13 protein-coding genes are annotated in these 15,762 nt (G+C 52.3%); 6 read left to right on the top strand and 7 right to left on the bottom strand.

Annotation, left to right across the window (positions count from 1 at the left end; genetic code table 11):
• Position 1: 1 nt before the first annotated feature.
• On the bottom strand, positions 2-505 hold the full coding sequence (locus tag C7M51_RS14115; RefSeq protein ID WP_160622374.1) for a M48 family metallopeptidase: 504 nt from the start codon (positions 503-505) through the stop codon (positions 2-4).
• 84 nt (positions 506-589) lie between these two features.
• Between C7M51_RS14115 and rlmG the strand changes: the two genes are divergently transcribed.
• Complete coding sequence (gene rlmG / locus C7M51_RS14110) at positions 590-1,714, top strand: 23S rRNA (guanine(1835)-N(2))-methyltransferase RlmG (RefSeq protein WP_160622373.1); 1,125 nt, start codon at positions 590-592, stop codon at positions 1,712-1,714.
• A gap of 4 nt (positions 1,715-1,718) precedes the next feature.
• On the opposite strand, the gene C7M51_RS14105 is transcribed toward rlmG, so the two are convergent.
• Positions 1,719-3,734: an NADPH-dependent 2,4-dienoyl-CoA reductase gene (locus tag C7M51_RS14105; protein ID WP_160622372.1), complete on the bottom strand. Its 2,016-nt coding sequence runs from the start codon at positions 3,732-3,734 to the stop codon at positions 1,719-1,721.
• Between the two features lie 163 nt (positions 3,735-3,897).
• Positions 3,898-7,377 (bottom strand): ATP-binding protein, encoded by a 3,480-nt coding sequence (locus tag C7M51_RS14100; RefSeq protein WP_160622371.1) that lies wholly within the window; start codon positions 7,375-7,377, stop codon positions 3,898-3,900.
• Between the two features lie 596 nt (positions 7,378-7,973).
• On the opposite strand from C7M51_RS14100, the gene C7M51_RS14095 reads away from it, so the two are divergent.
• Positions 7,974-8,693, top strand: a complete 720-nt coding sequence (locus C7M51_RS14095) for a response regulator (RefSeq protein ID WP_160622370.1) — start codon at positions 7,974-7,976, stop codon at positions 8,691-8,693.
• 136 nt (positions 8,694-8,829) lie between these two features.
• Here the strand turns inward: C7M51_RS14095 and C7M51_RS14090 are convergent, their stop codons facing one another.
• Entirely contained in the window at positions 8,830-9,543 is a 714-nt protein-coding gene (locus C7M51_RS14090; RefSeq protein WP_160622369.1) for a purine nucleoside phosphorylase YfiH/LACC1 family protein, read from the bottom strand.
• Between the two features lie 859 nt (positions 9,544-10,402).
• Here C7M51_RS14090 and C7M51_RS14085 point away from each other — a divergent pair.
• The gene (locus C7M51_RS14085; protein WP_160622368.1) at positions 10,403-11,878 is read left to right on the top strand and encodes a SulP family inorganic anion transporter; all 1,476 of its coding nucleotides are present in this window, start codon (positions 10,403-10,405) and stop codon (positions 11,876-11,878) included.
• Between the two features lie 372 nt (positions 11,879-12,250).
• On the opposite strand, the gene C7M51_RS14080 is transcribed toward C7M51_RS14085, so the two are convergent.
• Complete coding sequence (locus C7M51_RS14080) at positions 12,251-12,463, bottom strand: hypothetical protein (RefSeq protein WP_160622367.1); 213 nt, start codon at positions 12,461-12,463, stop codon at positions 12,251-12,253.
• Positions 12,464-12,641: 178 nt separating this feature from the next.
• On the opposite strand from C7M51_RS14080, the gene C7M51_RS14075 reads away from it, so the two are divergent.
• Positions 12,642-13,184, top strand: a complete 543-nt coding sequence (locus tag C7M51_RS14075; RefSeq protein ID WP_244323734.1) for a GNAT family N-acetyltransferase — start codon at positions 12,642-12,644, stop codon at positions 13,182-13,184.
• Between the two features lie 224 nt (positions 13,185-13,408).
• On the opposite strand, the gene C7M51_RS14070 is transcribed toward C7M51_RS14075, so the two are convergent.
• Together C7M51_RS14070 and C7M51_RS14065 are read right to left on the bottom strand one after the other, a co-directional pair.
• A complete protein-coding gene (locus C7M51_RS14070) occupies positions 13,409-13,774 on the bottom strand; it encodes a hypothetical protein (RefSeq protein ID WP_160622365.1) in 366 nt (121 codons plus the stop codon).
• 475 nt (positions 13,775-14,249) lie between these two features.
• On the bottom strand, positions 14,250-14,837 hold the full coding sequence (locus tag C7M51_RS14065; RefSeq protein ID WP_160622364.1) for a phage repressor protein CI: 588 nt from the start codon (positions 14,835-14,837) through the stop codon (positions 14,250-14,252).
• 132 nt (positions 14,838-14,969) lie between these two features.
• On the opposite strand from C7M51_RS14065, the gene C7M51_RS14060 reads away from it, so the two are divergent.
• Together C7M51_RS14060 and C7M51_RS14055 are read left to right on the top strand one after the other, a co-directional pair.
• The gene (locus C7M51_RS14060) at positions 14,970-15,233 is read left to right on the top strand and encodes a hypothetical protein (protein WP_160622363.1); all 264 of its coding nucleotides are present in this window, start codon (positions 14,970-14,972) and stop codon (positions 15,231-15,233) included.
• 95 nt (positions 15,234-15,328) lie between these two features.
• Positions 15,329-15,715, top strand: coding sequence for a hypothetical protein (locus C7M51_RS14055; protein ID WP_425280974.1), 387 nt, complete (start codon positions 15,329-15,331; stop codon positions 15,713-15,715).
• Positions 15,716-15,762: the final 47 nt, after the last annotated feature.

Genomic DNA, 15,762 nt, shown 5'->3' with positions numbered 1-15,762 from the left:
GTTAACCGGCGTTGCCCTGTAATGCCTGATGCGTCAGCCAGAGCCGGGTATCAAACTCCAGCTGGTGATACTCCGGCTCCATATGGCAGCAGAGCTGATAGAACGCTTTGTTGTGATCTTTCTCTTTAATATGCGCCAGCTCATGCACCACGATCATCCGCAAAAAGGCTTCCGGTGCCTGGCGGAACAGGGTAGCGACGCGGATTTCCGCTCTGGCTTTCAGCTTGCCACCCTGTACCTGAGAAACGGCGGTATGCAGGCCGAGCGCATGTTTCATAACGCGGATTTTGCTGTCGTACATCACTTTGTTCAGCGGTGCGGCGTTGCGTAAATAGCGGTTTTTCAGCGCCAGCGTATAGTCATACAGCGCTTTATCGCTGGTTACGCTGTGCATATCGGGATAGCGTTTTTCCAGCACTTCGCCCAGGCGCTGCTGGTCGATCAGGGTTTGCACCTGGCGCAGCAGCGTATCGGGGTAACCCTGTAGATAAATTAACGATGACATGACGCGACTCGAATAAAAAGGCAGTATACTGCGCCCCCGCTTTCGGGGCGAAAAGATGCGCAATAGTACCACGCCGAGGAATCCATGAGCCATTTAGAACTGAGCCACCGCACGCTGACCCTACACCGTTTTCCGCGTATGCAGGAAGAAAACCCGCTACAGGCGTGGGATGCCGCAGATGAGTATCTGCTGCAACAGGCGCTGCCCGCGCCGGAACAGGGGCCGTTGCTGGTGTTCAACGACAGCTTCGGCGCGCTGGCCTGCGCGCTGGATCGCCCGCTCTATAGCATCAGCGACTCATGGATCAGCCAGCAGGCGACGCGCCAGAATCTGCGCGATAACCAGCTTGATGAAGATCGCGTGGTGATGCTCGATAGCCTGGCACCGCTGCCCGCCGCGCCCGCCTGTGTGCTGATTAAAATCCCACGAGCGCTGACATTGCTGGAGCACCAGCTGCGTCAGCTGCGCGAAGTGGTGACACCGGAAACGGTGATTATCGCTGCGGCGCGGGCGAAAGAGATCCATAACTCCACGCTACAGCTGTTTGAACGTATTATCGGCCCGACCAAAACCTCGCTGGCATGGAAAAAAGCACGTCTGATTTACAGCACCTTTGCTGCACCTGCGCTGAAGCCCCATCCGGAAACCCTGAGCTGGCCGCTGGAAGGAACGCCATGGCAGATCCATAACTATCCCAACGTCTTTTCACGCAGCGGGCTGGATATTGGTGCGCGCTTTTTTATGCAACATCTGCCCGATAATATCGACGGCGAGATTGTCGATCTTGGCTGTGGAAACGGCGTTATCGGCCTGCTGGCGTTAGAAATGAACCCGCAGGCTGAGGTGCATTTTGTCGATGAGTCCTGGATGGCGGTGGCTTCCAGCCGTCTTAACGTGGAGCAGAACCGCCCGCAGGATATGGCGCGCAGCCATTTTCAGGTGGGTAATGCGCTGAGTGGATTCCCCTCCGATCGCCTGCACGCGGTGCTGTGCAACCCGCCGTTCCACCAGCAGAGCGCCATTACCGATCATATCGCCTGGCAGATGTTCCGCGATGCGCGCCGCTGCCTGCAATATGGCGGCGAGCTGCGCATCGTCGGCAATCGCCACCTCGACTACCATCGTAAGATGAAAAAGCTGTTCGGCAACTGCACGCTGGTAGCGTCAAACAAAAAATTTGTTGTGCTGCGTTCCGTTAAGCTGCGCTGAGTCCTTACAGTTCCAGCGCCAGACGTGTCCCCTGGGCAATGGCGCGGCGCGCGTCCAGCTCCAGCGCCACATCTGCGCCGCCGATAATATGCACCGACTTGCCCAGCGCCTGGAGCGGTGCAGCCAGTGCCCGGTTCGGCTCCTGTCCGGCGCAGATAATCACCCGATCAACCGGCAGCAGCAACGGGCTGCCGTCGCGGATAATATGCAGGCCGCTGTCATCAATGCGTTGATAGACGATGCCGCCCCACATTTTTACCTCTCGCGCCAGCAGGCTGTTGCGATGAATCCAGCCGGTAGTTTTACCTAAACCGGCACCCGGTTTGCCCGCCTTACGCTGAAGCAGCCAGATTTGGCGCGGGCTGTGCGGCGGCTGCGGCAAGGTTAAACCGCCGCGCTGCCGTAGACTTTTATCGATGCCCCATTCCTGGCAGAAGGCGTCACCGTCGAGGCTGCTGGCGCGATCGCCGTGGCTGAGGTAGCTGGCGGTGTCAAAGCCGATGCCGCCCGCGCCGATAATGGCGACCCGTTGTCCCACCGATTTTTTTTCGCGCAATACTTCCAGATAGTTCATAACCTTCGGATGATCGATTCCTGCAATATCGGGCGTACGAGGGATAATGCCGGTTGCCAGCACGATCTCGTCGAAATCGCGCAGCATCGCCGCATCTGCGCGGCAGTTGAGGCGCAGCTCGACCCGATGAAGCGCCAGCTGGGTACGGTAGTAGCGCAGCGTTTCGTTAAACTCTTCTTTGCCAGGAATCTGGCGCGCCACGTTAAACTGGCCGCCGGTTTCGGGTGCGGCATCAAACAGGGTTACGCGATGACCGCGCATGGCGGCATTAACACTGAAGGCGAGCCCGGCGGGACCAGCGCCGACTACCGCAATATTTTTGGCCCGGAATGCTGGCTGCAACGGCATCAGCGTTTCGTGGCAGGCGCGTGGATTGACCAGACAGGAGCTGACCTTACCGACAAATACCTGGTCAAGGCAGGCCTGGTTGCAGCCGATGCAGGTGTTGATTTCCGCTGCGCGCCCGGCCTGCGCTTTACTGACGAAGGCCGCGTCTGCCAGAAATGGGCGCGCCATGGAAACCATATCCGCACAGCCTTCATCCAGCAGGCGCTGTGCCACTTCCGGCTGATTAATGCGGTTAGTGGCGATCAGCGGCAGTGTCAGATGCTGACGTAGCGTTTGGGTAACCCAGCCGAAGGCGGCGCGCGGAACGGCGGTGGCGATAGTGGGTATGCGCGCCTCGTGCCAGCCGATGCCGGTATTAATCAACGTTGCGCCTGCGGCTTCTATTGCCTGCGCCAGCTGAATTGTTTCGTCCAGGGTATTGCCGTCCGGTACCAGATCGAGCATCGACAGCCGGTAGATAATAATAAAATGGTTTCCGGTTGCTGCCCGCACCGCTTCAACAATACGTAGCGCAAAACGCATCCGTTGCGCAAAATCGCCGCCCCATTCGTCGCTGCGCTGGTTGGTGCATGCCGTAAGGAACTGATTAATCAGATAGCCTTCCGATCCCATAATTTCTACGCCGTCGTAGCCTGCCTGCTGTGCCAGCGCGGCGCAACGGGCAAAATCCGCGATCAGCTGAAGGATCGCCTCGTGCGTCAGCGCCTGTGGCGTGAACGGATTAATCGGTGCCTGGAGCGGTGAAGGGGCTACCAGCGAAGGCTGATAGCTGTAGCGTCCGGCATGCAGGATCTGTAAGGCAATTTTACCGCCGTGCTGGTGTACCGCATCGGTGATCGGGCGATGATGGGGCAATTGCGCTTCGCTGTTCAGTAGCGCACCGCCCGACGTAATAGCCCCTTCCGGGGAAGGCGCAACGCCGCCGGTGACGATTAGCGCCACGCCGTTAGCCGCCCGTTCCGCATAGAAAGCAGCCAGACGCTGAGCGCCGTCAGGGCGCTCTTCCAGGCCGGTGTGCATCGATCCCATCAGCACACGGTTTTTAAGCTGGGTAAAACCCAGATCGAGCGGATCGAAAAGCGAAGGGGCGATCGACATAAAGCGGCTCACCTGAATGTTAATATATTGTAAGTGGTCAGATGAGTTGACTGTAGCCGTTGCGGCAGGAAAGAAAAGCGTCAGACGATCAGGGTGTGAAGTATATCAAAAAAGCGTTCTGCCCGCTTTCAGCGACAGAAAGCGGGCGAGGTGTGAGCCAGCGTCAGGGAAGGTTCAGCGCTTTCAGCCGCGCATACAGCTGCGCCTCCAGCACCTGCACTTCGTTGATCACATCCTGGCAGAGCGCCTCCAGCAACCGATCTCCTTGCTGGCTGTTCTCCAGCTGCTGGCAAAGCTGTTCCAGCCTGACGGCATGCAGTAGCCGTGCGCCACCCTTCAGCGTATGCGCCAGGGTAGTCAGCTCATCGTGCTGCTGGCAATGCTGAAGCTTTTCCGCCAGCTGCCGATGGCTTTCAATGGCGCTTTCAATTAGCTTGCCGCAGGCAACCGGATCGGCAGCGGCTACCTGATCGAGCAGACTGTTGGCAGGCGGCTCGGCAGCGCCTACCGGAACCGAGGTAGAGATAAAGCTGCTCAGCGTTTCGATATTGGCAGGCTTAAACAAGCAGCAGTTCATGCCAGCGTCCAGGCAGCGCTGCTGGATCGAGGTTTCCGCCGAGGCGGTCAGACCGACAATGACTATCGGTTTCAGGCCCAGCGCCTCTTCGCGCTGACGTAGGGTGCGCGTAAAGGTAAAACCATCCATATCGGGCAGGTTACAGTCGGTAATAATCAGATCGAAGCTGTTTTTATGCTGTTCCCACTGCTCAAGCGCCTGTGCCGCACGCTCCGCTTCGGTGACCTGATGTCCCAGATATTTCAGCTGCTGCGCCAGCAACAGGCGGTTAGGCGCGTGATCCTCCAGGATCAGGATATGTCTCACACCTGCGCCGGTGGGCTGTTCAGGCTTGACAACGGTCGGCGGCGTTTCCTGACTCAGAGGTGCACTAAAGCTGAAGGTAAAGACGGAGCCTGCCCCAGGCTCGCTCTCCACGCTGATTTCGCCGTTAAGCAGATGCGCCAGATGGCGGCAGATACTCAGGCCGAGGCCGGTTCCCGCCTGCTGGCTGACGCGATCGCCCGCCTGCACAAAGGGATCGAAAATTTTGTGCAGTTCGTGTGCGCTGATACCACAGCCGGTATCGCTGATTCTGAGCAGGTAGCGGCCCTGCGCTACTTCATCCGGCCTCGGGGCCTGCTGTAACAGGGAGATCTCCACCTCGCCGCTATGAGTAAATTTCAGCGCGTTGCTGAGCAGGTTAGCGGCAATTTGATTGAACATGGTGGCGTCAATCATTACGCAGGGATCTTCAACTGTGATCAGCTTGCGGAAGCGCAGCCCGCGAGCCTTTGCCTTGCTGCGGAACAGGGTAAACAGCTGTTCGACAATGGTGACCAGGTTGGTATGCCCAGGCTCTGGTTGCAGCACGCCAGATTCGATTTTCGAGAGATCGAGCACGTTGCCGATCAGGCTTTGCAGCGCGGTAGCGGACTCATAGGCTGCGGTAATATTTGGCCCAAGCGGGCGGGTGGATCGCCGCATTTCCAGCTCCAGCAGGCCGATAATTGCGTGTAGCTGAGTGCGAATATCATGGCTGGTATTGGCAAGAAAACGGCTCTTAAACTCATTTGCGCGATCGGCTTCTTCCTTCGCTTTTTCCAGCGCGGTGAGCAGTTCATAGCGTTCAGTAATATCCAGCCAGCCACCGATAATACCCACGATATTATCGGCATGATCGCGATAGGGCAGCGCCCAGTGCAGCGTGTAGTAATCGCGGCCCTGATAGCGCAGCTTGAGATCCTGCACCATCGGTTTGCCATCTTCAAAGGTCTGTTCATAGATGGCATAGAAGCTCTCATGGACTTCAAAATCTTCGGGCAGCTCCTGTAACGTCGAGCCCAGTAGTTTTTCGCGCGGCAGCTGTAAGAAATCAACGTAGGCCTTGTTGCAGTGCAGCAGGCGCATCTGTCGGTCGCGTACGTACATCACCACCGGCGACTCTTCAAACAGCGTGTTGGAGAAGGTGAGCTGATTTTTCAGCGCCTGTTCAACTCGGGTGCGTTCACGAATGATGCGCTGTAAATGACGGTTCCACAGCAAAATGAGTAGGGTGATTAACCCAACAGCCAACGCCACCTTGACCAATACGCCGTGATAATACTGCCAGTAGCTGTTGGTATCGGTATGGTGCGCATTCTGCCAGCGCAACACGATTTTCTCCTGGGTTACGCGGGAGATATTCAGCAGTGCTTTGTTGATGATATGAATCAGTTCGATATTTTCACGCTGGGTCGCCATGGCGAAGCGTGCCGGCTGGTCACCAACAGTACGGACGATTTTTAAGCGCCCCAGATAGCGATTGTTAATTTGATAATCTGCGATCAGCTTGGGCTGGATGATGGCATCAACCTCGCCCTTTACCAGCAGGTTAAAAGCCTGCTGTGAATTCTTTACCTGCATGATTTTATAGCCGGGATAATAGTGCTTCAGCCATTTGAGCATCGGGCTGCTCTCTTCAATCGCCAGCAGCTTATCCCGCAGCTGTGACAGCGAAGCTGCCGTCACGCCATGCTCACGCTGTACCATTACCCAGGGGGTAACAATATAGGGACGTGAATAGATAAGATTGGCATCGGGGGTTTCCGGCTCCAGTAATGCTGGATAGAGCGTTAGCAGGTTTTCATCGCGCCTGGCGGAGGGTGGGCCATAGATAAACTTAAAACCGGTACGCTCGCTGATCATGCGCAAAAATTCAATTTCGATCCCTTCGGGCTGATCGTCGTGGCCGATGATGGAGAGCGGCGGCATACCGCGGCTCGGTATAACGGAAATAACCCGGTTTTCCTGGAGCCAGCGTTCATCTTCCGCATTTAACATCAGGGGATGGGCTTTTAGTACAAAGGTTGAATCAAGCCCCCAGCGTCCAACCACACGTTGACGTCCTGCCAGAGGAATATATTGCAGCGCGATATCAATCGCTTGAGCCAGCTGTGGGTGAGCGGTAGAAACACCGAAAGAGAGGTTCATATCCGCGATCGACAGCTCGGCTGGCGCGGCGATAAGGCTGCTATAACCGTAACGACGTAAAAATTCGGTGCTGGCTGCGCTACCCCACATCGCATCTGCCTGGCCATATGCCACGGCGGCTAAGGCCATTTCAACACTGTTGAAATGCTTCAGGCGTGCATGGGGAAAATAGCGTTGCAGTATTGGCGCAAATCCCGGTGCTTCTGCCCATGCCAGTATCGGCTGTGTGGCATGGTTAAATTCGCTTGCTGAGCGATCGCGCTCGACGATGACCGCATAATCGAGTAGCCAGGGCGTGGTAGCGACAACGTTATCGGAATCGTAGATATGCGAATTATAGAAAGCCAGCATATCGAGCTGGTTGCTTCTCAAGGCGTGAGAGGCCTCGGTAGGCGTATCGTAGGAAATTATCTGGATCTCAACGCCCAGCATTTTTTTCAGGGCACCTAAATAATCGGCGGCGATACCTTCAAATTTCCCTGACTCCATATTGATGTAAACCGGAGGACGGGCAGAGCCGGGAACACCAACGCGTAATAATGATGGATAGGTAAGATTTTTTAATTCCCTGATTTCTTCTTTCTGTGGAACCAACAGATCCGTATTGATCAGCAATGTTAATTCCTGAGGTTGGGCGAATACGGGAAAGTTAAGAATAAATAAACAAAAGTAAAAGTAAATTTTCCTGTTTATCATTAACGCCGTCCTGAAAACCCGGGTTTACAAAAAATTAAAATTCAGAGTGAAGTAATGTCTTATAAAGGCTGGGTTTTATTTTACGATTTTACTGAAGATAATAGATTTTTTCCGCTTTGAAACATAGGGCTGTTATCCGCTCATAATTATTTTGAGACATTTCTTGTATTGTCCATCGTTGTTTATTCTTCTTAAAACCAATTGCGTTTCGCTAAGAAATGGGCTATCAGGAAAGGTATTTTTATGCTAAAAAGATCGGGAATTGTCTCAACCTTAAGCGCGGACGGACTTTACAGCGTCAGCGCCGCGGGAAGAGCAATGTTGTGAGTCGCCTTTAACTCTCTATTGTTGTGTGCGTCAGTTCGACAGGGATATACGCATTTAATATAGAAAAAAGTAACCACAAGTATTAATAAAATGGCGAAACCAGCCGTTAAACACTGCATGAAGCGGTGTATCAGAATTTTAATTTTTGGTGCGCATAATCATCGATAATGATTCAAGGAGTGAAAAAGATGACGAAGACGATCGCCCACCCGTTGAGGGTTGCGCTACTGGACGATCACCCCATGATCCGTACTGCGTTTGAAATTTGTATCGGCGCAGAGCCAGATATGGTGTTAGTGAGTACTTTCGGTTCCAGTCAGGTGCTTTTTAACGAACTGCCAGATTTACAGCTGGATGTATTGGTTCTTGATTTCTTACTGGGAGAGCGCGAGCTGGATGGCCTTGCGTTGATTAAACAGCTGCGCAACCACTTCCCACGCCTCAATATTCTGATTTCATCCGCAATGGAAAGCCCGGCAGTAGTTAAAATGGTGCTGAATGCGGGCGTTAAAGGCTTCATCGGTAAAAGCCAGGATATGAGTGAGATGATTCAGGCGATTCGTCAGGTAGGGCAAGGCCGTAACTGGCTGTCGCGCGATATGGCGTATGAAATCGAAGATCTCTATGTGATCAATGAAGAGGCGCGTAGCGGTCAGGCAGGAACGGCACAGAAAGGGACGCTCTATGAGCGCGTCAAGCTACTCAGCCCACGTGAAGTAGAGGTAATCCGCTGTTTTCTGAACGGCATGAGCGTTTCGCAAATTGCTATAAAATTCAAACGTAGCCGTAAAACCGTGAGCGGACAAAAGCAGTCGGCATTAAGAAAACTTGGCTTACGCTCTGACAGTGAGCTCTTTAAATACAGCAACGATCTCTTATCCCGTCCCGAAGCGATAGAACGCTCGTAACCCTTATTACCAGCCATGCGGCCGACAGCGCTGTCACACTGGATAACTATCCTGCCGAACAGGCGGCAGGAAAGTCTCAGTGTAACCTTCCTCTTGTTCTTATTCTCATCTCATTACTATCAATACTCTCTTTCTGCTAGCGCCGCCGTATCCAGGCATAGCGTAAATCGTAACCCTCATTGGTATGCGTATTGCGGCGATAGCTGGAGCGAGGCTCGGCGCTGCAATAGGTACATACCGGTAATACCTCAATTTGAGCAGCCGGAATCTGCATGTCCAGCAGCATCTGGCGTCCCAGCGCAGGCAGATCGAACCATATGCCATGCTGGGTAGCGCGCGCCTGCGGGCGAATTGCCCGTTCATTGCGTGGCTGCTGTGAAAAATAGCGTGGTGCTGTCACCAGCGGGTTAGCCCGAATATTATCCATCACCTCATTACCTAACTCATAACAGCAGGACGCTATCGCCGGGCCGATAGCAACGAACAGGCTGTCTGGTGTGGCGCCGCCGCTAATTAACCGCGTTACCGCCTGCATTAACACGCCGGCCAGCGCACCTTTTAAGCCTGCGTGCACCGCTGCGACCTGATACTGACGTGTATCGGCGATCAGCACTGGCAGGCAATCCGCCGTGTAAATCGCTGCCGGACGCGAGCCGTTAGTGAGCACGCCATCCGCTTCACGAACCTTTGGCGGAAAAGCTTCTTCTGCCGTAATAACCGTGGCGGTATGTCGTTGATGTCCAAAGGCGCTCTCAGCGGGAGGTGCCATACCCGCCGGAAGGAAAGCATGCTCGAGCCAGTTAAGTGAAGAGAGCAGCCTGGAGGTACGTATCAGAGGAGCATCAGACATAAGTCATCCTTGCTGAGAGTGAAATAAGTCGCGTGGTGGTTTGCTTCCAGCATAGCAGGCATGTTGCTGGTGACGAGAGGTTTGAATATACCGTTGTCCACTCAGACAGGGAAGTATGAGTTATGCGCCCGATTTGGAGTAAATAGACAACGGTTCTGAAATGATTAATAAAAAGCGCGCCTGTCATTAGTACCTGCTGAAATTATGACGGTATTACGCTATTTCAAATACCAACCACACCTGTTTAATTGTTCACCTGCGTAATTAAATTAATAGGGGTATTTACCTGCCGATAATCATTATAGCTTGTTCTTATTGTGGAAAAAGGATGTTAATAAGTAAATATTGAGACACGATGCTCTTAATGAGATCGACGTCTAATGTAATTCTTTTTTTAAATGCGAAATGCATTCCTGTTTAAGTATTTTCAGACTAATTAGATCTTTACAATGCATTGATTTATAAAAAAATTTAAACAGAGATGGATGCGTTGAAATTGTTTCGCCTCCGGAGAGTGTTTACCATAAATATACATTGCATCTAAATAACATTACATTTTAAATTGTTGTTATCAGGTTGTTTTTTGATGGTTATTTATTATCATGAAAGTTAGCGTGAAAAGTATTAACCACGTTTTATTGATTCATTTCCGTATTGCCTGGTGATTTCAATGTCGCCCAGGTTTGCCGCTATTTATCTGCATGGAGACGATAATTTTGATGACCCTGAAAGGCCGGTTAGTGGTGCAACACGGTTGGGCCTTATTAGTACCGCAGCAAACGTTGCGCGCCTTTGAGCCCCACGGGCAGCGACACCATTTAACGACGTTAATTCAGCTATCGGCAGAGGTAAATTCGCGATGAACCTGAAAACAGTACGGCAGGATCTTCCTGCTGGTCTGGTTGTTTTTCTGGTAGCGCTGCCGCTGTGTCTGGGGATCGCCCAGGCCAGCGGGCTACCGCCGTTTGTTGGCCTGCTGACTGGCGTAATCGGTGGGCTGGTGGTGACCTCATTCAGTCCGTCACGCTTTGCGGTTAGTGGCCCGGCCGCGGGCCTGGTGACGATAGTCGTCGCTTCAGTGGAAACGTTAGGATCGTTTTCCGCTTTTCTGTTGGCGCTGGTATTGGCCGGGATATTCCAGCTACTGCTTGGCCTGGTGCGTGCCGGGCGTTTTATTGCGCTGGTGCCGGGCAGCGTGATTAAAGGCATGCTGGCGGCTATCGGGATCCTTTTGATCATGCAGCAGATTCCGGTCGCGCTGGGTGCCCGCGGCGACAGCAGCCTGGGGGCAATATTTAGTGGGGATTTCCCTTTCTCCACGGCGTCCATCATTGTTGCGGCAGCGGGCCTGCTGATTATGTGGCTGTGGAGCCTGCCTGCGGTAAAAAAAATCAAAGCGTTGGGCTGGATTCCGGGGCCGCTCATCGCCGTACTGTTTGGCGGGCTGGTGACGTTTTACGGTGAACGCTGGCAATCTGACTTCAACGCCGACCTGGCGCGTATTTCACTGCCCGCGTTTGGTAGCCTGCGAGCGCTGGCCGCTGAGCTGGAAGCCCCCGACTGGCAAGCGTGGCGCAATCCTTCGGTTTATGTGGTGGCGATGACGCTGGCGCTGGTAGCCAGCCTGGAAACGCTGCTCAGCCAGCAGGCGCTGAATAAGCTGCGTCCACAGCATCCTTCCCCTTCGCCAAACAGAGAGATGCTGGCCCAGGGGATTGGCAATACGCTGGCCGGTTTGCTTGGTGCGTTGCCGATTACTGCGGTGATCGTGCGCAGTTCGGTCAATGTCAGCGTTGGCGCACAGAGCAAACTTTCCATATTGCTGCATGGTATTTTGCTGTTGCTGTGCGGCCTGTGGTTTAGCGCTCTGCTGAATGTGATTCCTTTAGCAAGCCTGGCGGCAGTGCTGCTTTATACCGGCTATAAGCTGGCCGCGCCCCGGCTGTTTATTGAGCAAATACGGCTGGGCGCGCAGCAGTTTGTTCCTTTTACGATCGCTATCGTTGGTATTATTACCTGCGGAATGCTGATCGGGATCGGACTTGGGATCGCTACGCAGATCCTCTACAGCCTTTATAAAAGCCATCGTAACGCCATGCACCTTACCCGTTGTGAGGATCACTATGTGTTACGGCTGCGGCAGAACCTGACATTTATGCATAACCCGCGTTTGCAACATTTGCTGGAGACGATTCCGGAAAATAGCGTAGTTGTGGTGGAACATGACAATGTCGATTATCTCGATGCGGATGTTAAAGCAGTGCTCAAAGATTTCGGCGAGAAAGCACCAGAACGCGGTATCCGGCTTAGCCGATGGCCAGTAACGGTTAACTAACCGAGGCGCTGAGGAAACGTTAAGCAGGGACGGGGGCTCATTGAGCGCCCGTTTTTTTATTCGGCGGCTCGTTGAGGAAGATTCATCCTGTTAATAATTAGTGCTGTGATAAGGGCTAATGTTCTGTTTGTTCTGGTCGCTGTTTTTATGCTGATACCGTGCGCCGGGCCGTTTAACGCCTCTGGCAGGGTCAGAAGTGCTGGGCATTTTCCACCTGTCTGCTGGCGTCGCTGCTGTGCGCCAGCTGGGGCGCACTGGTGCAGGGGCTGTTATTGCGGGAGTGACTGGCTGAGCGAACAGTGTTCTACCGGCGTACTGCTTCTGCCTTTTTTGCTGACGCCGCCGCAAAACCGCACGGCGTCGGGGGCAGAATTATGGGCGAATATAGGTACGGATGACGTCAGCGATCGCTTTGTTCGCCTCTCGTCCGTCACGATGCTCAACATCGTGCGCCAGATTTTCCAGATATTTGTTCAGCTTGCCGCCGGTTGGCACATTGCCAAAAGCAATCAGCATCTGGACTATCTGGCGCAGAGCCAGTAACTCCAGCGACAGGCGTTCAACAACGGGATCTTTATCAGACATAGCGGCTCCGGCGAAGGTCTTAATTAACTCTCATCGATCATACGCAGCTGCATATTTTCCAATCGCCTGAACAAGCGCTATAAGCATCGGTATTTTACCGGCGGTCCGCGAAAAATGAGCAAGTACACCGTTAGCGGTTTCTGCTATGGTTTTCCGAAACCCTACAGCGGAAAGTCCGATGCATATTGATTCTCCTCGCCTGAGTTATCACTCTCTGACGGAAGAAGACTGGCCTTTTTTCCTGGCTTTGAACCAAGACCCTGAAGTAATGCGCTACGTTTGCGATGTGCGTGACGCTGAGACGATACGTCGTGAGGCGTTTGAAGTGCGCCTGCTTCCCTGGCACCCGAGCAGTCAGCACTGGCTCTGCCTGACGATTCAGGAAAAGGGAACCGGCCAGCCGGTGGGCGTTACCGGTTTTATCGACCGTGGTAATGGGATAGCTGAAGTGGGTTTCCTGCTGGACACTGCTTTTCATGGCAAAGGCTACGGTAGCGAGTCGTTGCAAACGATATGTCATGCCGCGTTTGCGCTTGATTTTCGCAAGCTGACGGCAACCGTAACGATGGGCAACCTGGCATCAAAAGCGGTACTGGAAAAGGTAGGATTTATTCAGGAAGGCGTGTTGCGCAGGAATTATTACCTGCACGGGCGCTGGCAGGATGATTGGGTGTTTGGCTTGTTTAGTGAAGAATTCAAGGAGCTTAACGCTAATCGGTGAGGTGTTATGTGCTCTGGTCAATATAAAATTTATAACGGGGCATGTTCAGGTGCGCTGGCAGCCTGTTGGAAAAAATATGCCGGGTAATTTCTGTAACGCGAATTTATATTATAGGGCGTACTTTCTTTCATCAGGATGCCAAAGAATAGATTTAGCTTCGGCACCTGTTTTTGTAGCAGTAATTATAATTGTATTAAGCAATACGAGGGGTTGTAATTATTTCGTTACCAGCTTAATGATTCATTGCTGGCTTTAAGGTTTTGCTTGTACATCATATCGAGATTGGCATAGGTGCACATATCAAGGCTGCTGTCACAATAGGTATCAATAACGTTATCCAGCACCGCACGATTTTTAGCACTGGTTAATGATTTAAAAGCGGCAAGGTTCTGTTTTTCCATCATGCGCAGCGTTGTCGGTTGGCACATATCCAGCGCGCTATCGCAATAATCCTGATGCACTCTATTCTTAATGTAATCTATAACCTCAGCTTTTTGCGCTTCAGAACCATCAAAATCTAATGGATGAACGAACGCAGCATGTGAGGCAAAAGAGAACATTAAGGTAGCTAATCCCAGAATTTTTTTCATAATTATTCCCACGTAATAGAAAATTGTCAGAGTGCGATGCTGAAGATTTATATAAGCCTGTCAGAAGTAACAGTAAGTCGAAACGTTGGTAAATCTGCTATTGGTTAAGCACGGTTAAAAACAGACAAAACGCCGCCTGAAATATTCTAAGCGAACAAAGTTAATCATTCAACGCGCGGGTTTGGCTATCGCCTGAAACAGAGCCCAGGCGATGTTAAATATCTATCCCAAACGGTGGAAAAAATAAACTGTAATAAGCATCTTCTGTTTAAAGATGAAAAATAATGCCACTCGATGCCTTTATTATTCTGTTCTCTTTCCATTCTACAGATTGAAGCGCAAGATCGATGGCCTGACAGACCAGAGGCCACTTGCTACTGATGCGCGTCGGCGTTCGGGCATGCATTCAGAAACGTGGCGCATCTTTCCGTGATGCGGTGAGCCATCTTCCTGCGCTATATGCCGTAACGCAGCATCAGTTAGTGTCGCTGTAAGAACCTATTACGCGTCCTAATATACCTATATCCGTAGTGGCGCACTCAAAGGGTACTTTGCCACCGGTAACGTGCAGCTTTTTGCCTGGTAATACAGCGATTTCACGAATGCTGATGGTGCCATCGATATCCACTAATTTTAAGCCATCGGAAAGTGCAGAAGACTGCTCGACAAAAAATAGCGTGCCGTCAGATTCGATGCACTGGACCTGGGCCGTTGCCTTGCTGACTACGCTGCGATCGATAGCAAACTGGCCCGTGCTGGCTAACTCACCTTCACTTAATGTGAATTTTTCCAGCGTGCAAACTTCACTTTTATCTGCGGATCTATCCCCTTTTCCTGTAAAGCGTTCACCCTGGCCGGTCAAAATCCACATCAGGCTGGCACCGGTTTCGAGTGCGCAAAGTGCGGCGAAATCAAAGGAGATATGTTCACGGCTATACCGGTTCTGTAGCGAGCTGGCGGCGATATTAAAGTGGCGCGCCAGCTGCACTTTCTGATGGAAGCCGTAGACCTCACAGATGCGATCCAAAACCTGCTCATTAGTCGAAGTGATATTAAACGTCATTAAAAAACGTCCTTACGTATTGCGCAATACGGAAAACCGAATTACTATTCCTAAAAAGGTATCCATCGTTGGCATTAATCGGCATTTATTGGCCAGGGATGGCGTAAATTGGCTAACTGGGAATCATGCTATATGACTAGTGAAATTACAATCGTCAAAATCCCTCGTGAAAAGGTGTATGCCGCTGAGTTTGCGGCTCTGGAGGGGGTTTCTTTGCGCACCGTTCGTCGCTGGACCACCGGGGAGAACCCCTGTCTGCCTATCGAGGCGCGCAGGATCAAGAAAGGGAAACTGCGTGCTACCGGCAGAGTGAAAATTCTCTATGCGCAGTGGAAAGAGAAGCAGGTACGCGAAGCATTAGGGCACTCGCGTTTTCAAATCATCGTTGGCCCGTGATTCACAAATAGTGAATTTAACGATGCGGATAAATTTACCTCTCCCGGCAGGATTACAGGTGAAATGCCGCCGGGAGAACAGGAAGGTGCTGAAACATGGTGAAGTGTACGGCTCTCGCGCTTGCGCCGCAGCGCGCAAAAGCGCCTTTTACCACCATTCGGCTGGTGCATTCCCGCGTGGATAAAGTTGAAAAAATGACCTTTGAGGAATTCCGTAAAACGTGGCGGCAGCTACGCAGCAATAACCGCAACCCGGCGCTGAATTATTTTAACCGCCAGAATGAGGCGTTTAAATTTTGCGTACTGGCGCTGGCAAACCGTGATGCTCCGGGAACCTTTCGGGCGGATGACGTCGGCAGGCCGTTTGAATCGTTCGATGAACAGCGTCGTGAACTGATCATTATCGCAATGAATCAGCTATCGCGCTGGGGACGTATTTTGCCGCGTCAGTTTTCTATCGCGGATAGCTTTCTGTCTGCATAAATAAATTCATTACCCATAAATACCCGTAAATGGCGTCAACCCGCCGG

The sequence above is a fragment of the Mixta intestinalis genome, from assembly GCF_009914055.1.
Classification (GTDB): Bacteria; Pseudomonadota; Gammaproteobacteria; order Enterobacterales; family Enterobacteriaceae; genus Mixta; species Mixta intestinalis.
Note: the sequence above shows the minus strand (reverse complement) of the source record. Positions and strands in the feature narration are given on the sequence as shown.

Bases quoted from the DNA above. Each gene is read 5' to 3' on its own strand.
- C7M51_RS14115 (WP_160622374.1), bottom strand. From the start codon at position 505: ATGTCATCGTTAATTTATCTACAGGGTTACCCCGATACGCTGCTGCGC.
- rlmG (WP_160622373.1), top strand. From the start codon at position 590: ATGAGCCATTTAGAACTGAGCCACCGCACGCTGACCCTACACCGTTTT.
- C7M51_RS14105 (WP_160622372.1), bottom strand. From the start codon at position 3,734: ATGTCGATCGCCCCTTCGCTTTTCGATCCGCTCGATCTGGGTTTTACC.
- C7M51_RS14095 (WP_160622370.1), top strand. From the start codon at position 7,974: ATGACGAAGACGATCGCCCACCCGTTGAGGGTTGCGCTACTGGACGAT.
- C7M51_RS14090 (WP_160622369.1), bottom strand. From the start codon at position 9,543: ATGTCTGATGCTCCTCTGATACGTACCTCCAGGCTGCTCTCTTCACTT.
- C7M51_RS14085 (WP_160622368.1), top strand. From the start codon at position 10,403: ATGAACCTGAAAACAGTACGGCAGGATCTTCCTGCTGGTCTGGTTGTT.
- C7M51_RS14080 (WP_160622367.1), bottom strand. From the start codon at position 12,463: ATGTCTGATAAAGATCCCGTTGTTGAACGCCTGTCGCTGGAGTTACTG.
- C7M51_RS14075 (WP_244323734.1), top strand. From the start codon at position 12,642: ATGCATATTGATTCTCCTCGCCTGAGTTATCACTCTCTGACGGAAGAA.
- C7M51_RS14070 (WP_160622365.1), bottom strand. From the start codon at position 13,774: ATGAAAAAAATTCTGGGATTAGCTACCTTAATGTTCTCTTTTGCCTCA.
- C7M51_RS14065 (WP_160622364.1), bottom strand. From the start codon at position 14,837: ATGACGTTTAATATCACTTCGACTAATGAGCAGGTTTTGGATCGCATC.
- C7M51_RS14060 (WP_160622363.1), top strand. From the start codon at position 14,970: ATGACTAGTGAAATTACAATCGTCAAAATCCCTCGTGAAAAGGTGTAT.
- C7M51_RS14055 (WP_425280974.1), top strand. From the start codon at position 15,329: ATGGTGAAGTGTACGGCTCTCGCGCTTGCGCCGCAGCGCGCAAAAGCG.